The organism is uncultured Sphingomonas sp. (assembly GCF_964237155.1).
In the GTDB taxonomy this organism is placed as follows: Bacteria; Pseudomonadota; Alphaproteobacteria; order Sphingomonadales; family Sphingomonadaceae; genus Sphingomonas.
Genome location: NZ_CAXSHH010000013.1, coordinates 12,564 through 35,914 on the forward strand (window position 1 = coordinate 12,564; position 23,351 = coordinate 35,914).

32 protein-coding genes, 1 tRNA gene and 1 other RNA gene are annotated in these 23,351 nt (G+C 67.5%); 21 read left to right on the plus strand and 13 right to left on the minus strand.

The window, feature by feature from the left end:
* Positions 1-42: 42 nt before the first annotated feature.
* From fabG to fabD, 3 genes are read right to left on the minus strand one after another with little or no spacing between them, the layout of a single operon-like run.
* A complete protein-coding gene (fabG, locus tag ACFE71_RS04935; protein WP_375427703.1) occupies positions 43-783 on the minus strand; it encodes a 3-oxoacyl-[acyl-carrier-protein] reductase in 741 nt (246 codons plus the stop codon).
* Positions 784-792: 9 nt separating this feature from the next.
* The gene (locus tag ACFE71_RS04940) at positions 793-1,212 is read right to left on the minus strand and encodes a GxxExxY protein (RefSeq protein WP_375427704.1); all 420 of its coding nucleotides are present in this window, start codon (positions 1,210-1,212) and stop codon (positions 793-795) included.
* Between the two features lie 31 nt (positions 1,213-1,243).
* Complete coding sequence (gene fabD, locus ACFE71_RS04945) at positions 1,244-2,203, minus strand: ACP S-malonyltransferase (RefSeq protein ID WP_375427705.1); 960 nt, start codon at positions 2,201-2,203, stop codon at positions 1,244-1,246.
* 300 nt (positions 2,204-2,503) lie between these two features.
* Here fabD and rpsF point away from each other — a divergent pair, with 300 nt between their 5' ends.
* From rpsF to rplI, 3 genes are read left to right on the plus strand one after another with little or no spacing between them, the layout of a single operon-like run.
* Entirely contained in the window at positions 2,504-2,962 is a 459-nt protein-coding gene (gene rpsF / locus ACFE71_RS04950) for a 30S ribosomal protein S6 (protein ID WP_375402390.1), read from the plus strand.
* Complete coding sequence (gene rpsR / locus ACFE71_RS04955; protein ID WP_375402389.1) at positions 2,962-3,186, plus strand: 30S ribosomal protein S18; 225 nt, start codon at positions 2,962-2,964, stop codon at positions 3,184-3,186. The genes rpsF and rpsR overlap by 1 nt, the downstream gene beginning before the upstream one ends.
* Positions 3,187-3,196: 10 nt before the next feature.
* The gene (gene rplI / locus ACFE71_RS04960; RefSeq protein WP_375427706.1) at positions 3,197-3,793 is read left to right on the plus strand and encodes a 50S ribosomal protein L9; all 597 of its coding nucleotides are present in this window, start codon (positions 3,197-3,199) and stop codon (positions 3,791-3,793) included.
* Between the two features lie 292 nt (positions 3,794-4,085).
* On the opposite strand, the gene mutL is transcribed toward rplI, so the two are convergent.
* Positions 4,086-5,870, minus strand: coding sequence for a DNA mismatch repair endonuclease MutL (gene mutL / locus ACFE71_RS04965; RefSeq protein WP_375427707.1), 1,785 nt, complete (start codon positions 5,868-5,870; stop codon positions 4,086-4,088).
* A 160-nt stretch (positions 5,871-6,030) separates the two neighbouring features.
* On the opposite strand from mutL, the gene ACFE71_RS04970 reads away from it, so the two are divergent.
* The 7 genes from ACFE71_RS04970 to ACFE71_RS05000 all read left to right on the plus strand — a co-directional run bounded on the left by ACFE71_RS04970 (position 6,031) and on the right by ACFE71_RS05000 (position 12,291).
* A complete protein-coding gene (locus ACFE71_RS04970) occupies positions 6,031-7,074 on the plus strand; it encodes a rod shape-determining protein (RefSeq protein WP_375427708.1) in 1,044 nt (347 codons plus the stop codon).
* Positions 7,075-7,092: 18 nt separating this feature from the next.
* A complete protein-coding gene (mreC, locus tag ACFE71_RS04975; RefSeq protein ID WP_375427709.1) occupies positions 7,093-7,968 on the plus strand; it encodes a rod shape-determining protein MreC in 876 nt (291 codons plus the stop codon).
* The gene (mreD, locus tag ACFE71_RS04980; protein WP_375427710.1) at positions 7,965-8,501 is read left to right on the plus strand and encodes a rod shape-determining protein MreD; all 537 of its coding nucleotides are present in this window, start codon (positions 7,965-7,967) and stop codon (positions 8,499-8,501) included. The genes mreC and mreD overlap by 4 nt, the downstream gene beginning before the upstream one ends.
* Positions 8,501-10,561 carry a penicillin-binding protein 2 gene (mrdA, locus tag ACFE71_RS04985; protein WP_375427711.1) on the plus strand — a complete coding sequence of 687 codons (2,061 nt, stop codon included), beginning with the start codon at positions 8,501-8,503 and terminating at the stop codon, positions 10,559-10,561. The genes mreD and mrdA overlap by 1 nt, the downstream gene beginning before the upstream one ends.
* Positions 10,562-10,633: 72 nt before the next feature.
* Positions 10,634-10,709, plus strand: a tRNA-Lys gene (locus tag ACFE71_RS04990).
* A 43-nt stretch (positions 10,710-10,752) separates the two neighbouring features.
* Positions 10,753-11,277 (plus strand): gamma carbonic anhydrase family protein, encoded by a 525-nt coding sequence (locus ACFE71_RS04995; protein WP_375427712.1) that lies wholly within the window; start codon positions 10,753-10,755, stop codon positions 11,275-11,277.
* 48 nt (positions 11,278-11,325) lie between these two features.
* A complete protein-coding gene (locus ACFE71_RS05000) occupies positions 11,326-12,291 on the plus strand; it encodes an NAD(P)H-dependent flavin oxidoreductase (RefSeq protein WP_375427713.1) in 966 nt (321 codons plus the stop codon).
* Here ACFE71_RS05000 and ACFE71_RS05005 read toward each other — a convergent pair.
* The gene (locus tag ACFE71_RS05005) at positions 12,288-12,731 is read right to left on the minus strand and encodes a DUF1465 family protein (protein ID WP_375427714.1); all 444 of its coding nucleotides are present in this window, start codon (positions 12,729-12,731) and stop codon (positions 12,288-12,290) included. The two genes, ACFE71_RS05000 and ACFE71_RS05005, sit on opposite strands and share 4 nt — an antisense overlap.
* Positions 12,732-12,795: 64 nt before the next feature.
* Complete coding sequence (locus ACFE71_RS05010; protein ID WP_375427715.1) at positions 12,796-12,993, minus strand: YdcH family protein; 198 nt, start codon at positions 12,991-12,993, stop codon at positions 12,796-12,798.
* 152 nt (positions 12,994-13,145) lie between these two features.
* On the opposite strand from ACFE71_RS05010, the gene ACFE71_RS05015 reads away from it, so the two are divergent.
* A complete protein-coding gene (locus ACFE71_RS05015; protein WP_375427716.1) occupies positions 13,146-13,301 on the plus strand; it encodes a YdcH family protein in 156 nt (51 codons plus the stop codon).
* Between the two features lie 18 nt (positions 13,302-13,319).
* Here ACFE71_RS05015 and ACFE71_RS05020 read toward each other — a convergent pair whose 3' ends face one another.
* The 3 genes from ACFE71_RS05020 to pspF all read right to left on the minus strand — a co-directional run bounded on the left by ACFE71_RS05020 (position 13,320) and on the right by pspF (position 15,539).
* On the minus strand, positions 13,320-13,691 hold the full coding sequence (locus ACFE71_RS05020) for a PilZ domain-containing protein (RefSeq protein ID WP_375427717.1): 372 nt from the start codon (positions 13,689-13,691) through the stop codon (positions 13,320-13,322).
* A gap of 50 nt (positions 13,692-13,741) precedes the next feature.
* Positions 13,742-14,209, minus strand: a complete 468-nt coding sequence (gene dksA / locus ACFE71_RS05025) for an RNA polymerase-binding protein DksA (RefSeq protein ID WP_375427718.1) — start codon at positions 14,207-14,209, stop codon at positions 13,742-13,744.
* A gap of 292 nt (positions 14,210-14,501) precedes the next feature.
* On the minus strand, positions 14,502-15,539 hold the full coding sequence (gene pspF / locus ACFE71_RS05030) for a phage shock protein operon transcriptional activator (RefSeq protein WP_375427719.1): 1,038 nt from the start codon (positions 15,537-15,539) through the stop codon (positions 14,502-14,504).
* A 232-nt stretch (positions 15,540-15,771) separates the two neighbouring features.
* Between pspF and ACFE71_RS05035 the strand changes: the two genes are divergently transcribed.
* From ACFE71_RS05035 to ACFE71_RS05070, 8 genes are all read left to right on the plus strand, one after another.
* Positions 15,772-15,912 (plus strand): hypothetical protein, encoded by a 141-nt coding sequence (locus ACFE71_RS05035; protein ID WP_375427720.1) that lies wholly within the window; start codon positions 15,772-15,774, stop codon positions 15,910-15,912.
* A 24-nt stretch (positions 15,913-15,936) separates the two neighbouring features.
* A complete protein-coding gene (gene pspA / locus ACFE71_RS05040; RefSeq protein WP_375402829.1) occupies positions 15,937-16,614 on the plus strand; it encodes a phage shock protein PspA in 678 nt (225 codons plus the stop codon).
* Positions 16,615-16,616: 2 nt separating this feature from the next.
* Positions 16,617-16,916 carry an envelope stress response membrane protein PspB gene (gene pspB / locus ACFE71_RS05045; RefSeq protein ID WP_375427721.1) on the plus strand — a complete coding sequence of 100 codons (300 nt, stop codon included), beginning with the start codon at positions 16,617-16,619 and terminating at the stop codon, positions 16,914-16,916.
* A gap of 1 nt (position 16,917) precedes the next feature.
* Positions 16,918-17,298 (plus strand): envelope stress response membrane protein PspC, encoded by a 381-nt coding sequence (gene pspC / locus ACFE71_RS05050; protein ID WP_375427722.1) that lies wholly within the window; start codon positions 16,918-16,920, stop codon positions 17,296-17,298.
* Positions 17,299-17,331: 33 nt separating this feature from the next.
* Positions 17,332-17,598 carry a hypothetical protein gene (locus tag ACFE71_RS05055; RefSeq protein WP_375427723.1) on the plus strand — a complete coding sequence of 89 codons (267 nt, stop codon included), beginning with the start codon at positions 17,332-17,334 and terminating at the stop codon, positions 17,596-17,598.
* Between the two features lie 51 nt (positions 17,599-17,649).
* Positions 17,650-17,877: a hypothetical protein gene (locus tag ACFE71_RS05060; protein ID WP_375427724.1), complete on the plus strand. Its 228-nt coding sequence runs from the start codon at positions 17,650-17,652 to the stop codon at positions 17,875-17,877.
* 11 nt (positions 17,878-17,888) lie between these two features.
* The gene (locus ACFE71_RS05065) at positions 17,889-18,125 is read left to right on the plus strand and encodes a hypothetical protein (protein WP_375427725.1); all 237 of its coding nucleotides are present in this window, start codon (positions 17,889-17,891) and stop codon (positions 18,123-18,125) included.
* A 191-nt stretch (positions 18,126-18,316) separates the two neighbouring features.
* Complete coding sequence (locus tag ACFE71_RS05070) at positions 18,317-18,730, plus strand: SufE family protein (RefSeq protein ID WP_375427726.1); 414 nt, start codon at positions 18,317-18,319, stop codon at positions 18,728-18,730.
* Here the strand turns inward: ACFE71_RS05070 and ACFE71_RS05075 are convergent.
* Positions 18,712-19,089, minus strand: a complete 378-nt coding sequence (locus ACFE71_RS05075) for a (2Fe-2S) ferredoxin domain-containing protein (protein ID WP_375427727.1) — start codon at positions 19,087-19,089, stop codon at positions 18,712-18,714. The genes ACFE71_RS05070 and ACFE71_RS05075 overlap by 19 nt on opposite strands.
* Positions 19,086-19,628 (minus strand): J domain-containing protein, encoded by a 543-nt coding sequence (locus ACFE71_RS05080; RefSeq protein ID WP_375427728.1) that lies wholly within the window; start codon positions 19,626-19,628, stop codon positions 19,086-19,088. Before ACFE71_RS05080 ends, ACFE71_RS05075 begins: the two co-directional genes overlap by 4 nt.
* A gap of 202 nt (positions 19,629-19,830) precedes the next feature.
* Between ACFE71_RS05080 and ACFE71_RS05085 the strand changes: the two genes are divergently transcribed.
* Both ACFE71_RS05085 and ACFE71_RS05090 read left to right on the plus strand, forming a co-directional pair.
* Positions 19,831-21,411 carry a SulP family inorganic anion transporter gene (locus tag ACFE71_RS05085; protein ID WP_375427729.1) on the plus strand — a complete coding sequence of 527 codons (1,581 nt, stop codon included), beginning with the start codon at positions 19,831-19,833 and terminating at the stop codon, positions 21,409-21,411.
* Complete coding sequence (locus ACFE71_RS05090; RefSeq protein WP_375427730.1) at positions 21,408-22,091, plus strand: carbonic anhydrase; 684 nt, start codon at positions 21,408-21,410, stop codon at positions 22,089-22,091. Before ACFE71_RS05085 ends, ACFE71_RS05090 begins: the two co-directional genes overlap by 4 nt.
* A gap of 73 nt (positions 22,092-22,164) precedes the next feature.
* Here ACFE71_RS05090 and rnpB read toward each other — a convergent pair.
* Both rnpB and ACFE71_RS05100 read right to left on the minus strand, forming a co-directional pair.
* Positions 22,165-22,552: RNase P RNA component class A (gene rnpB, locus ACFE71_RS05095), an RNA gene on the minus strand.
* 87 nt (positions 22,553-22,639) lie between these two features.
* Complete coding sequence (locus tag ACFE71_RS05100; RefSeq protein ID WP_375427731.1) at positions 22,640-23,329, minus strand: N-acetylmuramoyl-L-alanine amidase; 690 nt, start codon at positions 23,327-23,329, stop codon at positions 22,640-22,642.
* Positions 23,330-23,351 lie beyond the last annotated feature (22 nt).

Genomic DNA, 23,351 nt, shown 5'->3' on the forward strand with positions numbered 1-23,351 from the left:
GGTCTTGCCCTACGCAAGCTTCAGATCCCCTTAGCGGAGCGATCAGATCATCGCCATGCCGCCGTTCACATGGATCGTCTGGCCGGTGACGTAGCCCGCCTCGCGGCTGGCGAGATAAACGACCGCGGCGGCGACGTCCTCCCCCGCCCCCAGCACGCCCGCCGGGATGCGTGCGGACAGTTGCGCCTTCTGCGCTTCGGGCAAGGCGTCGGTCATCGCCGAGCGGATGAAGCCGGGAGCGACGCAGTTGACGGTGACGCCCCGCGTCGCGAGCTCCTGCGCGACCGCCTTGGACAGGCCGACCAGACCCGCCTTGGACGCGGCGTAATTCGCCTGGCCGGGGTTGCCCGTCGCGCCGACGACGGAAGTGACGGAGACGATCCGCCCGAAGCGCGCCTTCATCATCGGCTTGGACGCGGCGCGGATCAGGCGGAACGCGGCCTCCAGGTTGACGCCGATCACGTCGCTCCACTCGGCGTCCTTCATCCGCATGACGAGGTTGTCGCGCGTCACCCCGGCGTTGTTGACCAGGATGTCGAGCCGCCCGCCCAGCGCCTCGACGGCCCGCGGCACGAGCGCGTCCACGGCGGCCGGGTCGGACAGGTCGCAGGCGAGCGCGACATGCTCCCCACCCACGCTGTCGCGGAAGGCCCCGAGCTTCCCAGCGTTGGAGCCCGACACCGCCAGCCGAGCCCCCCGCCCCGCCAACGCCCGCGCGATCGCCGACCCGATACCGCCCGATGCGCCCGTGACGAGGGCGGTCATGCCCGTGAGATCGAACATTCGACTTCCTTAAGTTTGGTTCACGCGAAGGCGCGAAGGCGCAAAGGAAGGGTGGTCATTGACGATGCGTCGCAGACCTTCCTTGAGCGTCTCTCCACCGAAGTTGATGAGCAGGCCAAGCGAACGTTTCGTAAGTCGCAAGTAGGTCAGAAGCTGCTTCGCATGAGCGGCGTTGAGTCGCTCAACCGACTTGATCTCGATGAGGAGCTGGTCTTCGATCATTAGGTCAATTCGAAACGCGCCGTCGAAACGTAATCCTTCAAACTCTATGTCAATCGACCGTTGGCGCGCGACGGAATAGCCAAGCTTGCTCAGCTTGGCTGCGAGCACGGTCTCGTAAACGCTCTCCAGCAACCCCGGTCCGAGATCACGATGCAACCGGAGCGAAACATCAATCACGTTGGTGGCGATCGCTTCAACGTTCTTCATATTTTTGCGCCTTTGCGCCTTTGCGTGAACGTCAAATTCTACTCACCAGCGCGTCGAGGTCGTCCATCGACACGACGCTGACCGCGTTCGCGTCGGGGACGATGCGCTTGACCATCGGGCTGAGGACCTTGCCGCCGAACTCGACGAAGTCGGTCACGCCCGCCGCGACCATGCGCTCGATCGACTCGCGCCAGCGGACCATGCCGGTGACCTGCGCGACGAGCAGGCGCCGGATCGTGACCGGATCGGCGACGGGCGCGGCATCGACGTTGACATAGACGGGGACCAACGGCCCGCGCAGGTCGGCGTCGGCGAGCGCCGCCTCCATCTCGCGCGCGGCGGGCTCCATCAGGCTGCAATGGAAGGGCGCGGAGACGGGAAGCAGCACGCCGCGCCTGGCCCCGAACCCCTTGGCGAGCGACACCGCGCGCTCGACGGCGGCACGGTGGCCGGAGATGACGACCTGGCCCGGATCATTGTCGTTGGCGACCGTGCAGACGAGCGCCGGCCCGCCCTCCGCCGTCAGCTGGTCGATCGCCGCGCCCGCGATCGCGCCCGCCAGCTCGACATCCGCGCCGAGCAGCGCGGCCATCGCCCCCTCGCCAACCGCGACCGCGCGCTGCATCGCCTGGCCGCGCAGTTTCAGCAGCCGCGCGGTGGTGGACAGGTCGAGCGCGTCGGCGGCGCAGAGCGCGCTATATTCGCCCAGGCTGTGGCCCGCGACGTAGTCGGCCTTGTCGGCGAGGCTGACGCCCGCGTCGCGCTCCAGCACGCGCAAGGTGGCGATGGAGTTCGCCATGATCGCGGGCTGCGCGTTCTCCGTCAGCTGGAGCTCGTCGGCGGGGCCGTCGCCCATCAGGCGAAGCAGGCCTTGGCCGAGCGCCTCGTCGACCTCGCCGAACACGTCGCGCGCGGCGGCACTGGCGTCGGCGAGCGCGCGACCCATGCCGACCGCCTGGCTGCCCTGGCCGGGAAAGATGAATGCGCGCATCGAGGCTCCTTACGGCTGACCGCCGTTCGACTAGGCGAGCAGCCCGGCGGGGGTCAACCGACGCGGACGGGGCGCATCCCCTGGTTGGAGCGGATGCAGGCGTCGCTCGATCGGCCATATGTTGCCCGACGGATATTCGATGTGCCAGCCGAGCCTTGCCTTTCGCGCGCAGGTCGTTAAGGTGCGCGGATCGCGATCGCGGGAGCAGGCTCCCGTCGCGCGGTCACGGAACGAAAGAAAGCCGGAGGGGCGTCACGCATGGTGCGGGCGTCAGCGATCGGTGTAAGACGAAGGAAGACCATGGCTCTGTACGAGCATGTGTTCCTTGCGCGCCAGGATCTGGCACAGGCGCAAGTGGACGCGCTGGCGGAAAACGCCACGCGCATCATCACCGAAAATAATGGCCGCGTGGTCAAGACCGAGAACTGGGGCCTGCGTACGCTCGCTTACCGGATCGCGAAGAACCGCAAGGCGCATTACGTGATGCTCGAGATCGACGCGCCCGGCGATGTGGTCGCGGAACTCGAGCGCCAGACGCAGATCAGCGAGGACGTGATCCGCTACATGACCGTCCGCGTCGACGGCCTGGAAGAGGGCCCGACCGTGATGATGCGCAAGCAGGAGCGCGATCGCGAGCGCCGCGGCGACCGTGAAGGTGGTCGCGAGGGTCGGGGCGATCGCCCGGACCGTGGTGATCGCGGAGACCGGGGCGATCGCCCCGACCGCCCCCGTCGTGATGTGCAAGAGGAGGCCGCATAATGGCACGCCCGTTTTTCCGCCGCCGCAAGAGCTGCCCCTTTTCCGCCAAGGATGCCCCGCGGATCGACTATAAGGACGTGCGGCTGCTGCAGGGCTTCGTCTCGGAGCGCGGCAAGATCGTCCCCAGCCGGATCACCTCGGTGGCCGGCAAGAAGCAGCGCGAGCTGGCGGTCGCGATCAAGCGCGCCCGCCATCTGGGCCTGCTGCCCTATGTCGTGAAGTGAGGACCGACCGATGGATGTGATTCTGCTGGAGCGCGTCGAGAAGCTCGGCGCCATCGGCGATGTCGTGACCGTCAAGGACGGTTTCGCGCGCAACTTCCTTCTGCCACGCAAGAAGGCGCTGCGGGCGAACGAGGCCAACCGGAAGGTGTTCGAGTCGAACCGTACGCGGATCGAGTCGGACAACGCCAACCGCCGCGGCGAGGCCGAGGCCGAGGCCAAGACCTTCGACAACGTCAAGGTCATGCTGATCCGCCAGGCGTCGAACACCGGCCAGCTCTATGGTTCGGTCGCGGTGCGCGACCTGGTCGAAATGCTGGTCGCGGACGGCCACAAGGTCGCCAAGTCGGCGATCGTGCTCGACAAGCCGATCAAGGCGATCGGCGTGTACGACGTTAAGGTCGCGCTGCACCCCGAAGTGTCGGTGACGATCAAGGTCAACGTCGCGCGATCGCCCGAGGAGGCCGCGATGCAGGCGGAGGGCGTCGACGTCATGGCGTCGATGTTCGAGCGTGACGAGGCGGGCTTCGTCGAGGATTACGATCCCAACGCCGAACCGGGCGCGACCGCCGAGGTCACCCCGACTGCGGAGCAGCAGCCGCAGGACTGACGCCCACCCCACGCCAACCGATCGAGGGGGCCGCCCGGAGTTGATCCCGGCGGCCTTTTTCATGTCTCCATGCACGGGGTTCGCAACCCGGTAAGCCTCAGGGGCAAAGTACGCAGGCGCTGACGACCGCGGCGAGCGGGATGATTGCGAAGACGACGGGGAGAAGGTGCTTCATGACGCGTGACCTGGATGTTGCGTGGCGGGTTCACCTGCATCAATGCGCGCGCGCGTTGGAAGGTTGCGGCAGGATGGATGGCCCAGGGAAACGTTCCGTTTCGTTTCGGGACTAGGTTCAACGTCGCCCGAACAGCTTCTCGATATCGGCATGCGCCAACTTGACCCAGGTCGGGCGCCCGTGATTGCACTGTCCCGAATGCGGGGTGGCCTCCATCTCGCGGAGAAGCGCGTTCATCTCGGCGACGCTCAGCACACGCCCCGCCCGCACCGACCCGTGACAGGCGATCGTGGCCGCGACGTGGTCCAGCCGTTCCCGCAGCGACAGTGCCTCGTCATAGGCCGCGAGCTCGTCCGCCAGGTCGGCGAGCAGCGCGGCCGCATCCGGCTTGCCTAGCGGTGCGGGCGTCGCGCGCACCAGCATGGCCCGCGGGCCGAACCGTTCGAGCTCGAGGCCGAAGTCGGACAGCTCCCCCGCCCTCGCCTCCAGCCGGTCACAGGCGGGCTCGTCCAATTCCACCACCTCGGGCAGCAGCAGCGCCTGCGCCGGTATGCGCCCGCCGGCCGCCGCGGCGCGCAGGCGTTCTAGGACGATACGCTCGTGCGCGGCGTGCTGGTCGACGAGCACCAGCCCATCCTCCGCTTCAGCGACGATGTAGGTGGTCGCGACCTGGCCGCGCGCGACCCCTAGCGGGTGCCGGACGGGCGGTGTGGGCGACCAGGCGGGCTCGGCGCGAGCTTGCGGCGGTCCGGTGAAGAAGGTCCGGCGCGCCTCGTTGACCGCCGGACGATCGAGGACGAGCGTATCGAACTCGCGGTCGGCACCGGAAAAGGCGGAAGGCGCGATCGGCTCGGCCCGCCACATGTCCACCGGCGCCTCTGGCGCACGCCGGACCGCGCGGTGTCCGGCGGCGTCGAGCGCGCGGCGCAGGCCCGAGACGATCAGCCCGCGCACCAGCACCGCGTCGCTGAAGCGTACCTCCGCCTTGGCCGGGTGGACGTTGACGTCGACCAGCTCGGGGGGCAGATCGAGGAATAGCGCGACGATCGCATGCCTGTCGCGCGGCAGCATCTCGGCATATGCGCCCCTGATCGCGCCGAGCAGCAGCCGGTCGCGCACGGGCCGCGCGTTGACGAACAGATATTGATGATCGGCGACGCCGCGGTTGAAGGTCGGCAGGCTCGCGACGCCGCCGAGGCGATAGGCGTCGCGCTCGGCGTCGATCGGCACCGCGTTCTCGCCGAGCATGCGGTCGGTGAGCGCGGCGACGCGGGACGGGCGATCGTCGCCCGCATCGGCGGTGAGCACGCGACGGCCGTCATGCTCGACCGTCATGGCGATGTCCGGCCGCGCCATCGCCAAGCGGCGGACGACGTCTAGGCAGGCGGCGTATTCCGAGCGTGCGGATCGGAGGAACTTGCGCCGCGCGGGCACCTTGGCGAACAATTCCTCGACGATCACGCGGGTTCCAGGCGGGAGCGCGGCGGGACCTTCGCGCACCACACGGCCGTTATCGACCACGCGCGCCCAACCGTCCGCGCCGCGCGGCCGCGACTCGATCGTGCAGCGCGAGACGCTGGCGATCGAGGGTAGCGCCTCGCCGCGGAAGCCGAGTGTGGTGACGGCCTCGATCGCACCGTCTTCGCCGGAGGGACCTTCCGGCAGCTTGGAAGTGGCGTGTCGTTCCAGAGCCAGCGCCATGTCGGCGGGCGTCATCCCGCAACCGTCGTCGGCGACCTCGATCCGGCCGACGCCTCCTTCGCGCAAGGAGACCGCGATGCGCGTCGCGCCCGCGTCGATCGCGTTCTCCGCCAGTTCCTTCAGCGCGCTGGCGGGTCTCTCGACCACTTCACCGGCGGCGATCCGGTTGACCAGCCGTTCGGGCAGGCGTCGTATTGACATGCGTCATGGCCTAGCGCACCGGGCGGCGTTCCGCGACCCGCAAACGCGAGCATCCGGCGCCAAGTTACGTGCGACGGGCACGCGGGGGCCGGCGGGATCGTGTGCGTAGCGCCTGTGCCCGTGGGGGGCCGCCGGCGACAAACGGGATTGAACCGGTTCGATGGCATTTTCGCGTTTCTTCCGGTTCATGTCACACGACATGGCGATCGACCTCGGTACCGCCAACACCGTCGTCTATGTCCGCGGGCGGGGCATAGTCCTCAACGAGCCGTCCGTGGTCGCGGTCGAGACGATCAACGGCGTCAAGCGCGTCAAGGCCGTCGGCGACGACGCCAAGCTTATGATGGGCAAGACGCCCGGTTCGATCGAAGCCATTCGCCCGCTTCGCGACGGCGTGATCGCCGACATCGACGTCGCCGAGCAGATGATCAAGCATTTCATCCACAAGGTGCACGGCGGCAAGATGCGCGCCTGGCGTTTTCCCGAGATCGTCATTTGCGTGCCGTCGGGATCGACCAAGGTCGAGCGTCGCGCGATCCGCGACGCGGCGTCGAACGCCGGCGCCAGCCAGGTATGGCTGATCGAGGAGCCGATGGCGGCCGCGATCGGAGCCGACATGCCCGTGACCGAGCCGATCGGGTCGATGGTGGTCGATATCGGCGGCGGGACGACCGAAGTGGCGGTGCTGTCGCTGCGCGGGCTCGCCTATACCACGTCGGTGCGGGTCGGCGGGGACAAGATGGACGAGGCAATCGTCTCGTATGTCCGGCGCAACCACAACCTCCTGATTGGCGAAGCGACCGCCGAGCGGATCAAGCAGGAGATCGGGATCGCCCGACCGCCCGCCGACGGCATCGGCAAGGTCGTCGCGATCAAGGGTCGCGACCTCGTCAACGGCGTGCCCAAGGAAATCCAGATCAATCAGGGCATGATCGCCGAAGCCTTGTCCGAGCCGGTCGCGACGATCGTGGAGGGCGTTCGCGTCGCGCTGGAGAACACCGCGCCCGAACTCGCCGCCGACATCGTCGACCAGGGCATCGTGCTGACGGGCGGCGGGGCGCTTCTCGAAGGATTGGACGAGGTGCTGCGCGACGAGACGGGCCTGCCCGTCACCATCGCGGAGGACCCCCTCACCTGCGTGGCGCTGGGCACCGGCCGCGCGCTCGAGGATCCGATGTACCGCGGCGTCCTCCAGAGCGGCTGATCCGGCGGGAGCAAGCGGGTGGTGGTCGGCGACGACCGGCGGACAGGGTTTTCCCGGCGTCGTCAATACAGGGTCCTGATCAGCTACGTCGTCGCGATCGGCGGTGCGGCGGCCGGTGGAGTGCTGCTGCTGCTGTCGACGCTCAATCCCCCGCTATTCTCCGCGCTGCGGATGGCCGTCGCCGACGTGACCACCCCCGTCGCATCGCTGGTGTCGGGCGGGGCTCAGTTCCTGATGGCGGGACCGCGCGCGGTCGGGACCTATCTCGGCGTCCACGGCGAGAACGCCCGGCTGACGCGCGAAGTCGCGGCGACGCGCGATCTCCTGATCCGTGCGCGCGCGATCAATTACGACAATCGCCGGCTGCGGTCGCTGCTCGCGATCCGCGACCGTAGCCCGGCGGCGGTGGTCAGCGCGCGCGTGGTGAGTTCGACGGCGGGGAGCACGCGCCGGTTCGCGCTTCTGAACGCGGGTCGCCTGTCCGGCGTCCGGCCAGGCATGCCCGTGCGCGGTCCCGATGGGCTGGTCGGCCGCATCGTCGAGACCGGGCTGAACGCGGCGCGCGTGCTCCTCCTGGTCGATCCGGACAGCATCGTTCCCGTGCGCCGGACGCGCGACGGCCTGCCCGCGATCGTCGCGGGGCGCGGCGACGGCGCGGTCGATATCCGTTCGGTCGACGATCTGGGCGTGCGCTTTCGGGCGGGCGACCTGTTCGTGACGTCGGGCACAGGCGGCCTGTACGCGCCGGGCGTGCCCGTCGCGCGCGTGGTCGCGGCCGGTCGCGATACGGTGATCGGGCGTACGGTGGCGCGACCCGACACGCTCGATTTCGCGCTGGTCGAGCAGCCCTTCCTGCCGCTTCCGCCGCCATCGAATCCGCCGGTCGCACGATGAGCGACGCGCTCGACTTCCGGCCTTTCGCCCCCGTGCTGCCGCCGCGACGCGCGCGCGCGCTGCCGTGGGTCACGGTGATCGGCGCGTCGGCCTTGACGGCGGCGCCCGTCGTGGCGACGTTGCCGCTCATGCCCCCGCTCGGGCTGTTGATGCTGCTGACCTGGCGGCTGCTCGCCCGCTTCGCGCTCCGGCGCTGGGCGGCGGCGCCGCTAGGTTTCTTCGATGACCTGGTGAGCGGTCAGCCGCTGGGCAGCGCGGTGCTGTCGTGGAGTTTGTGCTTTCTGGTGATCGACATGGTCGAGCGGCGGTCCGGCGACCGCGATTTCGGGCGGGACTGGCTGATCGCCGCCGGCCTGATCGCGGGCGTGCTGGTGCTCGGGCGGGTCGTCGCCACACCACTATACGCACCACTCTCCCCCGCCCTCGCCACCCAAATCACAGTGTCGGTGCTGCTGTTCCCGATCTTCGCGCGGATCGTCGCCTGGATCGACCGACGCCGTACCCAGGGCCAGATACCCGGAGTTCCGGCCTGATGCGCCATCGACCGATCCTGAGCGAGGCGACGCAAGCATATAGCTTCACGCGCCGGGCCGGGTTGCTGGGTGCGATCCAGGGGCTGTTCGGGGTCGCGCTGGCGGCGCGGATGGGGTGGCTCGCGGTGGCGGAGAACGAGCGGTACAACCTGCTATCGGAAAGCAACCGCGTCGATATGACGCTAATGCCGCCCAGGCGGGGATGGCTTGTGGATCGCAATGGCCTGCCGATCGCGAACAACCGCACCGATTTCCGCGTCGACATCATCCCCGACCGGTTCCACGAGCCGGATCGCGTGCTGCCGCTGCTCGGTCGGCTGTTGCGAATTCCGGGGGCGGAGATGGCGAGGCTCCGGATCGATCTGGAGCGCGCGGCCGGGTTCCAGCCGGTGCAGGTGGCCGAGCGCCTGGATTGGGAGCGGTTCGCCGCCGTCAGCGTGCGCCTGCCCGAGCTCCCCGGCGTGGTTCCGACACGTGGTTTCGCGCGCCATTACCCGGCGGGCGCGGCGGTGGCGCACCTGACCGGCTATGTCGGCGCGGCCACTGCGGAGCAGTTTCGGGAGACGCGCGACCAGCTGTTCGTCACGCCGGGCTTCAAGCTGGGCAAGGACGGATTGGAAAAGACCCTGGAGCCGGTGCTGCGCGGGAAGGCCGGGGCCAAGCGGATCGAGGTCACGGCCTCGGGCAAGCTCGTCCAGCCGCTCGAGACCAAGCTCGACGAGCCCGGGCGCAACGTCCGCCTGACGATCGACGCCGGCCTGCAGGAATATGCGGCGCGGCGGCTGGGCCCGCATTCGGGATCGGCGGTGGTGATGGACTGTCGCACGGGCGAGTTGCTGGCGATGGTGTCGATGCCCGCCTACGACCCGAACAGTTTTTCCGACGGCATCAGCCAGTTGGAATGGAAGATGCTGTCGGACGACGATCACGTCCCGCTCATGAACAAGATCGCGCAAGGGCTATATCCGCCGGGATCGACCGTGAAGCCGATGAACTCGCTCGCGCTGTTGAAGGCCGGGGTGAGCCCGGCGGACCGCGTGTCGTGCTCGGGCGCGCTTCGGGTCGGCGGCGGTGTGTTCCACTGCCACAAGCGCCGGGGTCACGGATCGGTCGACATGCGCCAGGCGGTCGCGCAGAGTTGCGATATCTATTTCTACGAGATGGCCAGGCGGATCGGTTACGACGCGTTCGCGCCGGTCGCGAGGTCGCTGGGCATGGGCGAGCGATTCGATCTGCCGTTCGGGACGCAGCGTTACGGCACTGTCCCCGACAGCGCATGGAAGCTGCGGAAATATAAGGACAAGTGGACGGTCGCGGACACGCTCAATTCGTCGATTGGTCAGGGTTATGTGCTGTCCAATCCGCTCCAGCTGTGCGTCATGGCGGCGCGGATCGCGAGCGGGCGCGTGGTCCAGCCGACGCTGCTCGCGCGCAGGGTGGACCGGAACCCGCCCGTCCTGGATGCCACTCCCGAACATCTGGCCGTAGTGCGCGACGCGATGTGGGCGGTGGTGAACGGCGGCGGCACCGCCGGGCGCGCGCGGCTGAAGGTGCCCGGCGTCGAACTGGCGGGCAAGACGGGCACCGCGCAGGTCCGCCGCATCACGATGGCCGAACGGCGGTCGGGTGTGCTCGGCGATACGTCGCTGCCGTTCAAACTGCGCGACCATTCGCTGTTCATGGGGTTCGCGCCCGCCGCAGAGCCGCGCTATGCCGTCGCGGTAGTGCTCGAGCATTCGGGGCATATCGTCACGGCCGCGCCGATGGCGAGCGACATCGTCACCTACCTCTACGACCGCGAACGCGCGTTGAGATCGCTCGAACCGCTGGAGAAAGACTGGGGCGGCGACATCGCTACCCGCCTTGCCGCGCAATCCGCCGCCTACAAGGCGGCGCGCGACGCCGAGGCGGGCGTGGCGACCAAGATCGATGGCGTCGTGCCGAGCGACGCTCCCGCCGTCGAGGCCGCGACCGCGCTCGCGAACGAGACCCAGGCCGCGCTCGCGGCGCTCGGCGACGGCGGCGTGGCGCGGGTCGGGACGACAGAACAGGCGCAATAGGGGTTTGCAAGCCCTGGCTCGACTGCTACCGGCATCCGTGCGATCGCATCGGCCTGGCCGACCGCCGGTCACGGACGCATAGCTCAGTTGGTAGAGCAGCTGACTCTTAATCAGCGGGTCCTTGGTTCGAGCCCAAGTGCGTCCACCATCCTACTTTTCATCGTGGGTCACCATGCTACGGTCGTGCGTGGATGGCTATCTATGAACTTGGAGGCTTGCGCCCCGCCCTGCACCCGACCGCCTGGATCGCGCCAACTGCGGAGCTGATCGCCGACGTCGTGCTCGGCGCGGAGGCGAGTGTCTGGTTCGGGGCGGTGGTGCGGGCGGACAACACGCCGATCACGATCGGGGCGCGGACGAACGTGCAGGAGGGGGCGATGCTCCATTCCGATCCGGACGCGCCGCTGACGGTCGGAAAGGATTGCACGATTGGGCATCACGCGATCCTGCATGGCTGCACCGTCGGCGACGGCGCGTTGATCGGGATGGGGGCGATCGTGCTCAACCGCGCGGTCATCGGGGACGGGTGCATCGTCGGCGCAGGCGCGCTGGTGACGGAGGGGAAGGTCTTCCCGCCCGGCAGCTTGATCATCGGCAGTCCTGCGCGCGCTGTGCGCGAACTGGACGAAGCCGCGCGCGCTGCGCTTATCATGTCGGCCGCACATTATGTGGCCAAGGCGCGGGCCTGCGCTGCGGGGCTGCGCCGGATCGACTGACGCCGATAGGCTAGACAAGCAGGTCCGTTGCCGTACAAAACCGATGGCATGACCCTGCCCGCCATCCTCGACCGTCTGCGCCTGCCCGTGATTGGTTCACCACTGTTCATCATCTCCGGGCCGGAGCTGGTGATCGCGCAATGCAAGGCGGGGATCGTCGGTTCGTTTCCGGCTCTCAACGCCCGGCCGCAGACGCTGCTCGACGAATGGCTGCATCGCATCACCGAGGAACTGGCGGCGCACAACCGTGACCATCCGGAGCGCCCGGCCGCGCCGTACGCGGTCAACCAGATCGTTCACAAATCAAACGACCGTTTGGAGCAGGATCTGGACACTTGCGCCAAATGGCAGGTGCCGATCGTCATCACCTCGCTCGGCGCGCGCGAGGACCTGAACACCGCAGTTCACGGTTGGGGCGGAATCGCGTTGCACGACGTGATCGACGACCGTTACGCGCGCAAGGCGATCGAGAAGGGCGCGGATGGCCTGATCGCCGTCGCGGCCGGCGCGGGCGGGCATGCGGGCCGACTGTCGCCCTTCGCGCTGATCGGCGAGATCCGCGCCTGGTTCGACGGGCCGCTCGCATTGTCCGGATCGATCGCGTCGGGCGACGCGATACTTGCCACGCAGGCGATCGGCGCGGATTTCGCTTATATCGGTTCGCCCTTCATCGCCACGACGGAGGCGAACGCCGATCCCGATTACAAGCAGGGGATCGTCGACGGGCGCGCGGCGGACATCGTCTATTCAGACCTGTTCACCGGCGTCCACGGCAACTACCTGCGCGGTTCGATCGAGCGCGCGGGACTCGATCCCGACAACCTGCCTCAGGGTGACCTGAAGACGATGGATTTCGGCGGGGGCAACTCCGCCAAGCCCAAGGCGTGGCGTGACATCTGGGGATCGGGTCAGGGCATCGGTGCCGTCGTCGCCATCGAGGACGTGGCCGACCGCATCGACCGGCTGGAGCGCGAATACCGTGCTGCGCGCGAAAGGCTGCGGCTCGCCGCCTAAAACTCGCGGGCAAGCCGTTCTTGGATCAGGCGGGCGGGACCCGGCCCGATCGCCTCCGCCGCTTCATCGAGCATCACCGCGCGGCGGTGGAGATCAAGGCTGGCCGCCGCGAGTTCGCGCGCACGCTCCGGCATGAGCGCGAGCGCCTCCTTACTGCAAGCGGGGGACGATCCGAGGCCGCGTGCCGGAAGCCGTAGTTCGAGCGGCGCGATTTCGCCTGCGTCCACGGCGCGCCAGTGCAGCAGCCAGGCGACGACGTGAAGAAGTCGGGTCGTCACCTTCAGCGACTCGCACGATGTCTGGACCCGCGCGAGTGGATCGAGGTCGAAAGCCTCCCGACGAAGCGCATCGTCGAAATAGGCGCGCGCCTCGTCCGCGAGCAGCATCGCATCTTGGTACAACGAGTCCCGCAGGCGACGGTGGATGGGATCGGAAATCACCGAGTCGTTCTGCCACGATCAGAAGCCGTCGCCCAGCGCCGGGCGCGTCCCGATCCGGAACCGTTCAGGCGATGATATCGGGGATAAGCCGATCGCAGAGCTGCGCGATCTCGTCTCGCAAGCGCAGCTTGCGCTTCTTGAGCCGCGCCATCCGCATCTGATCGGTCGAGGCACCCTCGACGAGCGCCTCGATCGCCGCATCCAGATCCCGGTGTTCGGTCCGGAGCTGCTCCAGCCGCATCGCGATCGCCGCCTCGTCCATTCGCCGCCTCCCCAACCCGCCTTTACCGAATGGCGCATCGGGCCGTCGCTGAAAAGCGCGGTTACGTCGAATCACGCCCGTCGACGCACGCGACTTTCCGCAAGCCGTGTGTTCTACTGGATCCTCCACACCAACCAGGAGGTTTCGGCAACATGCAGTCATCGCACCAATCGGCCCTGGAGTTCAAGCACGCGGCGCTCGATCAGCGGCTCGAGCAGGAGATCCACAGGCCGGCCCCCGACAGCATCGTGATCGCCGAATTGAAGAAGCGGAAGCTGCGATTGAAACAAGAAATGGCGCAGCCCTGATCCGCCAGCCGTCACGGATCAGCCGCGAGAGGGGCCAGGTTCCACAGGCCGCGTCGCGACCGGCTTGCGCGCCCTGATGGGATCGATCGGGTCGTCGAAGGCGATACCGGCGCGCCCTTCCGTGTACCAGGCCACCTTGCCGGAGACCGCGCCTATATGTCGCAGTTCGACGATAAGCGCGGCGCCGATCGTCACCGGAGGCGCGTTATCGATCATCAGGCCACCTGCCGACAGGTTGCGAACGCGGATGTCGGTCGCTTCCTCGTCGCCGATGCGAAGTCGGGCGGCGAGGAAAAGGCTGTCGCGCCCGCGGCTGCGCTGTCCGGCGGCGAGATTGTCGCCGATCGCCGATGACGCACCACGCGGCTTCATGTTGATCGGGTCCGACATGTCCAAACGGGTACGGCGCGCAGGTTAGCGAAGCGTTAACGGCAGACCGGTCAATCCTCGCGCGAGATCTTCTCGTTGCGTTCGTGACGCTCCTGAGCCTCGACGGTCATCGTCGCGATCGGTCGCGCCTCCAGCCGCCCAAGACTGATCGGTTCGCCCGAGACCTCGCAATAGCCGTACTCGCCCTCGTCGATGCGGCGGAGCGCCGCTTCGATCTTGTTGACCAGCTTGCGCTGGCGATCGCGGGTACGCAGCTCGATCGACCAGTCGGTCTCCGTCGATGCGCGATCGTTCAGATCCGCCTCGCGCAGCGAATCAACCTGAAGCTGGCTTAGCGTCCCTTGCGACTCCAGTCGGATCGCATCGCGCCACCGGATCAGCTTGCGCCGGAAATAGGCCTGCTGACGCAGGCTCATGAAGGGTTCGTCGACGTACGGAAGATACTCCGGCTCGCCGTCGTTGGCGGCGGCCAGAGCCAACACGTCGGACCGGTCCGCACGATCGAACGCGCTTGCCATCAATGTATCTCCCCACCGCGCTCGACCCTACCTGTTCGGTTTGAGTCGCATCGCAGAACCGCCCCGTTGGCGACCGGGCCTATAATCGCGCGCGATCCGCCCTACAAGCGACGGAATGAACCCGTTGGCCACGCGCGACGCAACATTCGTGCAGGTTTGGGATCGGCCGTCGCAAAATGGATCGAGCAGCACCTCGAGCACCGGCGATATGGCGGCTCGTCCTGCAGCTTGATTTCGTTCAAATCCCCATCGTCGGGCTTTGGGCGAAATTCAGGCGCGTCTGGCCGACCGATCAGCCTGTCGCCACCAGCTCATGGCGGCGCAGGGCGTGGCGGAGCTGGTCGTAGGTGAGGCCGAGCGCCAGGGCGGTGGCCCGTTGATTGAAGCGGTGCTCGGCGAGCGCGCGGGAGAGCAGGTCGGATTCGAACCGAGCGACCTGGGACTTGAAGTCGGACGGTCCGGTCTCGCATGCGACGATCGGGGCATCGTCGCGTGCTGTCTCGCCCACCGCATCCGGCTGGGTCGGCGTCGCACCAGTGCGCGCTCCAGCCCCTGGGCGATATGGCGAATCGAAAGGATCGATCTCGATCCGATCGATCGGCTCCTCACGGTCCCAGCGATAGGTCGCCCGCTCGACGACGTTGCGGAGCTCGCGGACGTTGCCCGGCCAGTCATGCCCGCCGAGCGTCCGGATCGCGTCCGGACCAAAGCCGGGCCAAGTGCCCCAGCCAAGTTCCGCGGCCATCCGTCGCCCGAAATGATCGGCCAGCACAAGGATATCGCCCTTGCGAGCGCGGAGCGGCGGTAAGGTCACGACCTCGAAGGAAAGCCGGTCGAGCAAATCGGCGCGGAACTCGTGCGCCTCGACCTTGTCCGGCAGGTGCTCGTTCGTCGCGGCGACGATACGGACATCGACGCGGATCGGGCGCGACGAGCCGATGCGGTTGATCTCGCCATACTCGACCGCGCGCAGCAAACGGTCCTGCGCGGCCATCGACAGCGTGCCCAGCTCATCCAGGAACAAGGTGCCGCCGTCCGCCTCCTCGAAACGTCCCGCCCGCGCCTTGGTGGCCCCGGTGAACGACCCCGCCTCATGTCCGAATAGTTCGGCCTCGATCAGCGTCTCGGGAAGCGCGGCGCAGTTCATGACGACCAGCGGCTGGTCCCAACGCGGGCTGAGGCGGTGAAGCCGCTCGGCGACGAGTTCCTTGCCCGTGCCGCGTTCACCGATGACGAGCACGGGTCGATCAAGCGCGGCCGCGCGACTCGCGCGCTCCAATACATCCAGGAAAACGCCTGATTGGCCAATGACCTGCGACGCGCGTTCCACGCCAAGTATCTGGCGCGAAATCCCAAGTCTTGGCAAGCCCCTATACGACCCGTCACTCCGACGAGAGCTGGGTTCTGGGGCTGGGATGCGACTAAGCGGTTGTTAACAAACGAATTATGATCTCAGCTTACGTGGGAATGACGACCTGGAAGCGAGTTGGCACAAGCCATGCAAAACTCTCGCCGTACCACGAACAACGGCGCGGATGACGCCAGCCAAGGGAGCCTACACCATGTTCAACACCGACCTCACCCGCCGCTTCGCCGCCGTCGTCTGCACGATGGTGATGAGCGTCACCTGCATCCTCGGCGCGGTCGGCCCCGCGCAGGCCCGGCTGGAGCGGGTGTCCGCGCCGATCGTCCTCACCGCCTGATCCCATCACCGGAGTAACAGTTCCATGGGCATATTCTCCCGCACACGCGACATCGTCGCCGCCAATTTCGCCGATCTGGTCGAGAAGGCCGAGGACCCCGCCAAGATGATCCGCATGATCATCCTGGAGATGGAGGAGACGCTGGTGGAAGTCCGCGCCTCCGCCGCGCGCACCATCGCCGATCAGAAGGAGATGCGCCGGCACATCGCCAAGCTGGAGGGCCTGCAGGCGAGCTGGACCGAGAAGGCCGAGCTGGCGCTGAGCAAGGACCGCGAGGACCTGGCCAAGGCGGCGCTGGTCGAGCGCCAGAAGGCGACGGACATGGCCGATCAGCTGAAGGCGGAGGTCGGCGTGCTCGACGACGCGCTCAGGGCGTCGGAGGAGGATATCGCCAAGCTCCAGACGCGGCTGCGCGAGGCCCGGACAAAGCAGAGTTCGGTCCAGACGCGGCTGGAGAGTGCCAACAACCGGGTGCGCCTGCGCGAGATGTATGCCGGCGCGAAGACGGAGGACGCGTTCAGCCGCTTCGACGTGCTGGAGCGCAGGGTCGACGACGCCGAGGGCCGCGCGGAGGCGATGGGCCTGGGCGTGCAGAAGACGCTGGAGGAGGAGATATCCGACCTGCGAGCGTCCGACCGGGTCGACGCGGAACTTGCCGAGCTCAAGCGCCGCCTGAACGCCAACAGCAACCGGGAGGGTTGAGCATGGACGACATCCTGGTTCCCCTCATCGTCATCCCGGCCATCTTCATCGGCATGCCGTGGATCATCATGCACTACATAACCAAGTGGAAGCAGCTGCCGCGCATCACCAACGAGGACGAGAAGCTGCTCGACGAGATGCATGTCCTCGCGCGGCGGCTGGAGGATCGGCTGAACACGATCGAGCGGATCGTGGCGGCCGACAATCCCGACTTCCGGCCCGGCCTGAGTACCTCGGCTCCCGAGTGGAAATCCGGTCTCATCTCTTCCCAGCAGTCCCATTCCATTGATCGGAGGAACTGACATGTCCGGCAGCCGTACCAAGTTCTATCTCGATCGGCAGAACCGCAAATGGAAGGGCGTGTGCTCCGGGATGGCCGACTATACGGGCCTGGAGGTCATGTGGGTCCGCATCGGCGTGATCCTGCTGACGCTGGCCGGGGGCTTTCCCTGGACGCTGGTCGCCTATCTCCTGGTCGCCTGGATGGCGAACGAGCGGCCGAGCGGGCTGTATGACACGCCGGAGGATGCGAAGTTCTGGCAGGGCGTGCGCACCAACCCGACCCGCTCGACGACCGAGGTCCGGTCCAAGCTGCGCGAGATAGATCGCCGCCTGGCTGACATGGAAACCTTCTACACCAGCCGAAACACGCAGCTGGCGAGCGAGATCGAGAGCCTGCGCTAAGCTGCGCGACCGCGCCAACCGAGGACCGTTCCCATGAGCCCATTGCTGATCCCGATCGTTGGGATGCTGATCCCGATCACCGCGATAATCGCCAAGCTGATCGTCGCGCCCTGGATCGCGTTGAAAGAGCGCAGGCTGGAATACGAGGCGACGATGATCGCCGAAAAGGCGGCCCAATACGCCGCGCAGACCGAGCGGCTGGAGCAGCGGGTCCGGGTGCTGGAGCGGATCATCACCGACCGCGGCGCGGACCTGGCGGGCGAGATCGAGCAGCTGCGCGACGCCCTGCCATTGAACTGATCGGCCGCTCAACGAGGAACAGGGAGAACAACCATGACCGGTGGACAATGGATGGTGGTCCTGATCGTGTTGATCGGCGTCATCGGCGGGATCGTGAAGAACCGGCACCGCCACGAACACAAGGCGCCCCGGGTCGGCGGCGGAGACGCGGAGACGCTGCGTCTCCAGGATGAGGTCAGGCAGATGAAGGATCGCATCCAGGTGCTCGAACGGGTCATCACCGACACCCATGGCACGGTCGGTCTCGATCACGAGATCGAGCGGCTGCGTGACCGTTGAAGGAGGAAGCGATGCAGGACGTGAACCTCTATGTGACCTGCGCGGTATCCGGCCTGACCGGGCTGGCGATGCTGGTCGGCGCGGGCCTTTGGGGCTGGCGCGACTGGGTAGCGCTTAAATGCCGCGAGATCGAGGCGCGGAGCGGGCCGGCGATGCCGTCCGGCCAAGCCGGCGCCAGGATCGAGATCGCGGATCTGCGTGAGCGAATCAGGAAGCTGGAGGCGATCGCCGCGGGGGTGGAGTTGTGATCCATCCCTCGCCCGCTTCCGAGAGAGGGACGGGTGCGATGCGCGCCGGGGTGAGGAGCGGGTCTTTCCCGGACAGGTCCGGCCCTCATCCTCGCCGTGGCTACGCCACGTCTTTCCCCCTCCCGCGAAGGCGGGAGAGGGTTTGAGGGGCGGCGGTTGCCCGCCCTCCTCCGCTCTCCTACCTTTCATTCATGCCCAATCTCACCGACATCCGCGAGGAATACGAGTTCCTCGATCCCGACGATCGTTACCGCCTGCTGATCGATCTTGGGCGCGAATTGGAGCCGATGCCGGTCGCGCTGAAGACCGAGGCGACGTTGGTGCGCGGGTGTTCGGCCTCCGTTTGGGTCTATCCCATGCCCGTGGAGGGAGGCCGACTGCATTTCCTGGCGGACTCGAACGCCTCGATCACCAAGGGCATCATCGCGCTGATCTTGCTGACGGTTCAGGACCGGGCTGCGGGAGAGATCCTGGCGACCGACATCACGGAGGCGCTCGCGCCTTTCGACCTGAAGCGTCAGCTGAGTTCGAGCAGGACGCAAGGCGTTCCGAACATGATCGCGCTGATCCGCGAAACGGCGGAGCGTTACGCCGCGGTCGCCTGATCGGGGAAGACGAGGTTCGTCACCGCAAGCGCCACCCGACCAGGTGGTTCGGGACCGACCGCGTCGCCGAGCAGTGTCCGGGCGACTTCCGCGATGTCGGCACCGGCCGGGATCATGTGCCAGGTCCGGACATCGGCGGAGTCGATCGCCATCACCGCGCGCTTGGGGCACACGCCAAGGCACTTCACTTCGGTCGCGCCGATCCGGGCCTTGCGGCCCTTGCCGATGCCGAGTTCCGTGCGGAGCGCCTTGGCGAGCGGGGTGCGGCCTTTCGGACCGAAGCCGCCACCCAATTTCCCCGAGCACTTGCCGCAGACCAGGAACGCGCGTTCCCAATTCGACCGGATGATCGTCTTCACGCGGTCGGCTTCCATTGGCGTCGGTCCTCGGCGGTGCGCAGCACCTCGTAGGACGCCTGCACCGCGCGGAAGCGTGCGGCGGCGGCCTCGTCGCCAGGCTTGACGTCGGGGTGGCTGGCCTTCGCGAGGCGGCGCCAGGCGGCGCGCACCGCCTCGAAATCGGCGTCGGGATCGAGGCCGAGGACCTCCAGCGCGCGCATCTCGTCGCGCGAGCGGCTGCCATCGCCCGATCCGCCCCAGCCATAATGGCCGGCCTGCTTGTACGCCTCCCCCTCCCCGCTCTCCTTCTTCTCACGCGCGGCGGCTTCCTCGGCGCTCAGGCCCTCGAAGTAATTCCAGCCGCGATTATACTCGCCCGCATGCGTCTCGCAGAAATACCAACGATCGGGGCTGTTGGGCGATTTGGGCGCGGGGCGGTCGCCGGGCTCGGTGCAGCCGTGGCGGTCGCACAGCCGCACCTGGGTCGCGCCGCGGTCGACGCCGTAGCCACGCCAACGGGGAAAACCCCAATCACTCGATCTGCCGGAGGTGCGCGCCATCGAGGTCGACATAGACACCCGCCCGGTTCGCGCAACCGCGCCGACTCCACCGATCGCGGCGGCTTCGCCATGTCGTGCGGGAAGCACGGTTCGTCGATTGCGCGAGGCTTGCCGACGACCGGTGCGGCAAGCGTTCATCTCTGATACGGCCCGACCCGGCGAGGGCGGCGTATCGCCTCGCGACCGCGGAGCTGGAGTCCCGATGCCGACAAGTTTTTCGCCGCTCCGCACTTGGCGGGCAGACCTGCCCGCGTCGATCGTGGTCGCGCTGGTGGCGCTGCCGCTGTGCCTGGGCGTGGCGCTCGCGTCGGGGGCGCCGCTGTTCTCGGGCCTGATCGCGGGCATCGTCGGCGGCATCGTGGTAGGCGCGCTGTCCAAGTCGCCGCTGTCGGTCAGCGGCCCGGCGGCCGGCCTGACGGTCATCGTCTTCGCGGCGATCGAGCGGATGCCGAGTTTCGAGGCGTTCCTGCTGGCCGTGATGCTGGCGGGGGTCATGCAGGTCGCGTTCGGCCTGACGCGCGGCGGCGTGCTGGCGGAATTCGTGCCGTCGTCGGTCATCACGGGGATGCTGGCGGCGATCGGGCTGATCCTGATCCTGAAGCAAATCCCCCACGCTTTGGGGTATGACGGCGATTACGGGGGCGATTTCGAGTTCTTTCAAGCCGACGGGTACAACACCTTCTCCTCCATCTGGCGCGCGGCGCGTGAGAGCACGACGACGGGCGCGGTGCTGATCGCGGGCGTTAGCCTGGCGTTCCTGTTCTGGTGGGACAAGGCGCGGCCCAAGGAAGGTCCGCTCCGGTTCCTGCCCGGGCCGCTCGTGGTGGTGATCATCGGGGTGGTGGGCAATTGGCTGCTCGGGCTGCTCGCGCCGACGAGCCGGCTCGGGCGCGATCACCTGGTCGAGGTACCCGTCGCGGGAAGTTTCGGCGAGTTCACCGGGTTGTTCTCGCTCCCCGATTTCGGGCAGGTCGGCAACCTCGCCGTCTGGACGACGGCGTTGACGTTGGCGATCGTCGCCAGCCTGGAATCGCTCCTGAGCGTCAAGGCGGTCGACGAGCTGGACCCCAAACGCCGCACCACCGACAAGAACCGCGAGCTGTTCGCGCAAGGATCGGGGAATATCGTGTCCGGGCTGCTCGGCGGGCTGCCGCTGACGTCCGTGATCGTCCGGTCATCCGCCAACGTCGATTCGGGCGCGGAGTCCAAGCTGTCGACGATGCTGCACGGCGCCTGGCTGCTGTTGAGCGTCGCGCTGATCCCGGCGGTCCTGAACCTGATCCCGCTGGCGGCGCTGGCGGCGGTGCTGATCGCGACGGGGTACAAGCTGACCAAACCGGCGCTGTTCGTCGCGCGGTACAAACAGGGATGGACGCAGTTCGTCCCATTCGTCGTCACGATCTTGGCGATCCTGTTCACCGATTTGCTGATCGGCATCGGCATCGGACTGGCGGTCGGGTTCGCCTTCGTGATCGCGCGCAATTTCCGCACCGCGATCACGTTCGCGTGCGACGGCAACGACTGCCTGATCCGCGCGCGGCGCAACCTGTATTTCATCCATAAATACGAGCTGCAACGCGAACTGGGACGCGTGACCGACGGGGCCGACCTGCTGATCGACCTGTCGTCGACCAGTTACGTCGATCTGGACAACGTCGAGATCATCAACGCCTTCATCAAGGGCGCAGGGTACCGGGGCATCACCGTCAAGGTGCGCGGAGATATCGGCAAGCGCACGGCTCCCTTGATCCAGGCCCCATCGTCGGAGGCGAGCTTCGCATGAAGGACAACAAGCAGCTCCTGTTGTCCAACAAGGCCTGGGCGGCGGAACTACTGGACGAGGACCCCCAGTACTTCACCCGGCAGGTCATGGGTCAGCAGCCCAAATTCCTGTGGATCGGCTGTTCCGACAGCCGCGTCTCGCCCGAACAGATGACGCAGACGTCGCCCGGCCGGATGTTCATCCATCGCAACATCGCCAACCTGATCGACCGTGACGACATGAACCTGATGTCCGTCGTCCAGTTCGCGGTCGACGAGCTGAAGGTGCCCAACGTCATCGTGTGCGGGCATCACGGCTGCGGCGGCATCAAGGCGACAATGGCGGGCGGGACAACCGGGCCGATCGACCGCTGGCTGGACAATGCGCGCGCGGTACGTCTGGCGCATGCCGACGAGATCGACACGTTGCCGGACGACGAGGCCCGGGTAAATCGCTTTGTCGAGGTGAACGTGCGCGACCAGCTGCTCAACCTGGCGCGCACCAGGACCGTTCAGGACGCCTTCGCGCGGGAACAGCCGCTGATCCTTTACGGCTGGGTGTACGACATCCGCGATGGGCTGCTGAAACCGTTGATGGAGATCGACCGCGACACGCCGCTCGATACAGTCGGGAAGCCCGGGCGGGTGCTGGTGCCGACGGCGGAATTGCAGGCGTCGGCGGCGGTCGTCGACGCGGATTGACCATATCGCCGATCGACCCGCCAACCGGGCGGCTGTTGATCGCGGCACCCCGCCCCTGTGCCTGTTCGCGCGTGATGTCAGAGGGTCTGTAAGCCGGGTTCTGTCCCGCCCATGAGGACGGGGGCGACCATTCCTCTCGGACGACGCTTACGCGCCGCCTCCAGCGACCAACCCGGACGGCGGGCGGGAACACGCCCCGAGGCCGAAACCCCATGCCATCCCTATTCGGTCTTGCTCCCGGTGGGGTTTGCCGTGCCGTCGCCGTCGCCGGAGACGCGGTGCGCTTTTACCGCACCCTTTCACCCTGACGTGGCCGAAGCCGTCGCCGTCTGCTCTCTGTGGCACTTTCCCTGACCCCGGATCAACTCCGGGGCCGCCGGGCGTTACCCGGCACCGTCGTTCCGCGGAGCCCGGACTTTCCTCGACGCGCTCGCGCGCGACGCGGCCGCCCGACCCTCTGACGCGACGGCCCTAGCCCCAATGAGGTCGATCGCGAAAGTGGATTTCGCCTCTCCGGCAGGCTTTGCGCGGATGCGCCACGCGGCGGCCTAATCGTCGCCCTGCGGTTTGGGAAGGAGGAGGGCGAGGAGGATCATCCGGCATTCCGCATCGACCTCGCCGTCCACGAGTTCGGGGCGAAAGCGGCGCTGGAACGCCATGACCGCCGCCATCCGGTCGGTGACGTCGTAGCCGAACCGTTCGAGCGCCAGGAGGAAGCCCGCCTCCGTCCAGTTCGGGTCCATGAGGTTCCTGGTCGGGCGCGGCAACGCCAGGCGGAGCCGGGCCAGACTGTGCCAGGGAAACAATTCCCCGGGATCGCGCTTGCGGGCGGGGGCGATGTCGGAATGGCCGACGATGTTGCCCCGCGTTATCCCATGGCGGTCCTTGATCGCGGCGACGAGCCGGATGACGGAGGCCACCTGTTCGTCGGGGAACGGGCGGTAGCCGAATTCGTGGCCCGGATTGACGATCTCGATGCCGACGCTCGCCGAATTGACGTCGTCGACGTCGCGCCAATGCGACGCGCCCGCGTGCCAAGCCCGCCGCGCCTCGTCGACCATGCGCAGCGTCGTGCCGTCCTCCGCGACGAGATAGTGAGCGGAGACCTTGGCGACGGGATCGCGCAGGCGGGCGATGGCGGACTCGGCGTCGGCCATGCCGGTATAGTGGAGCACGATCATCGTGACCGGCCCCGGGCGTTCGTCGTGGTTGGGCGAGGGCGTATCGATGATCGTCATGCGTCCGCGAGCTTGGCGGGCG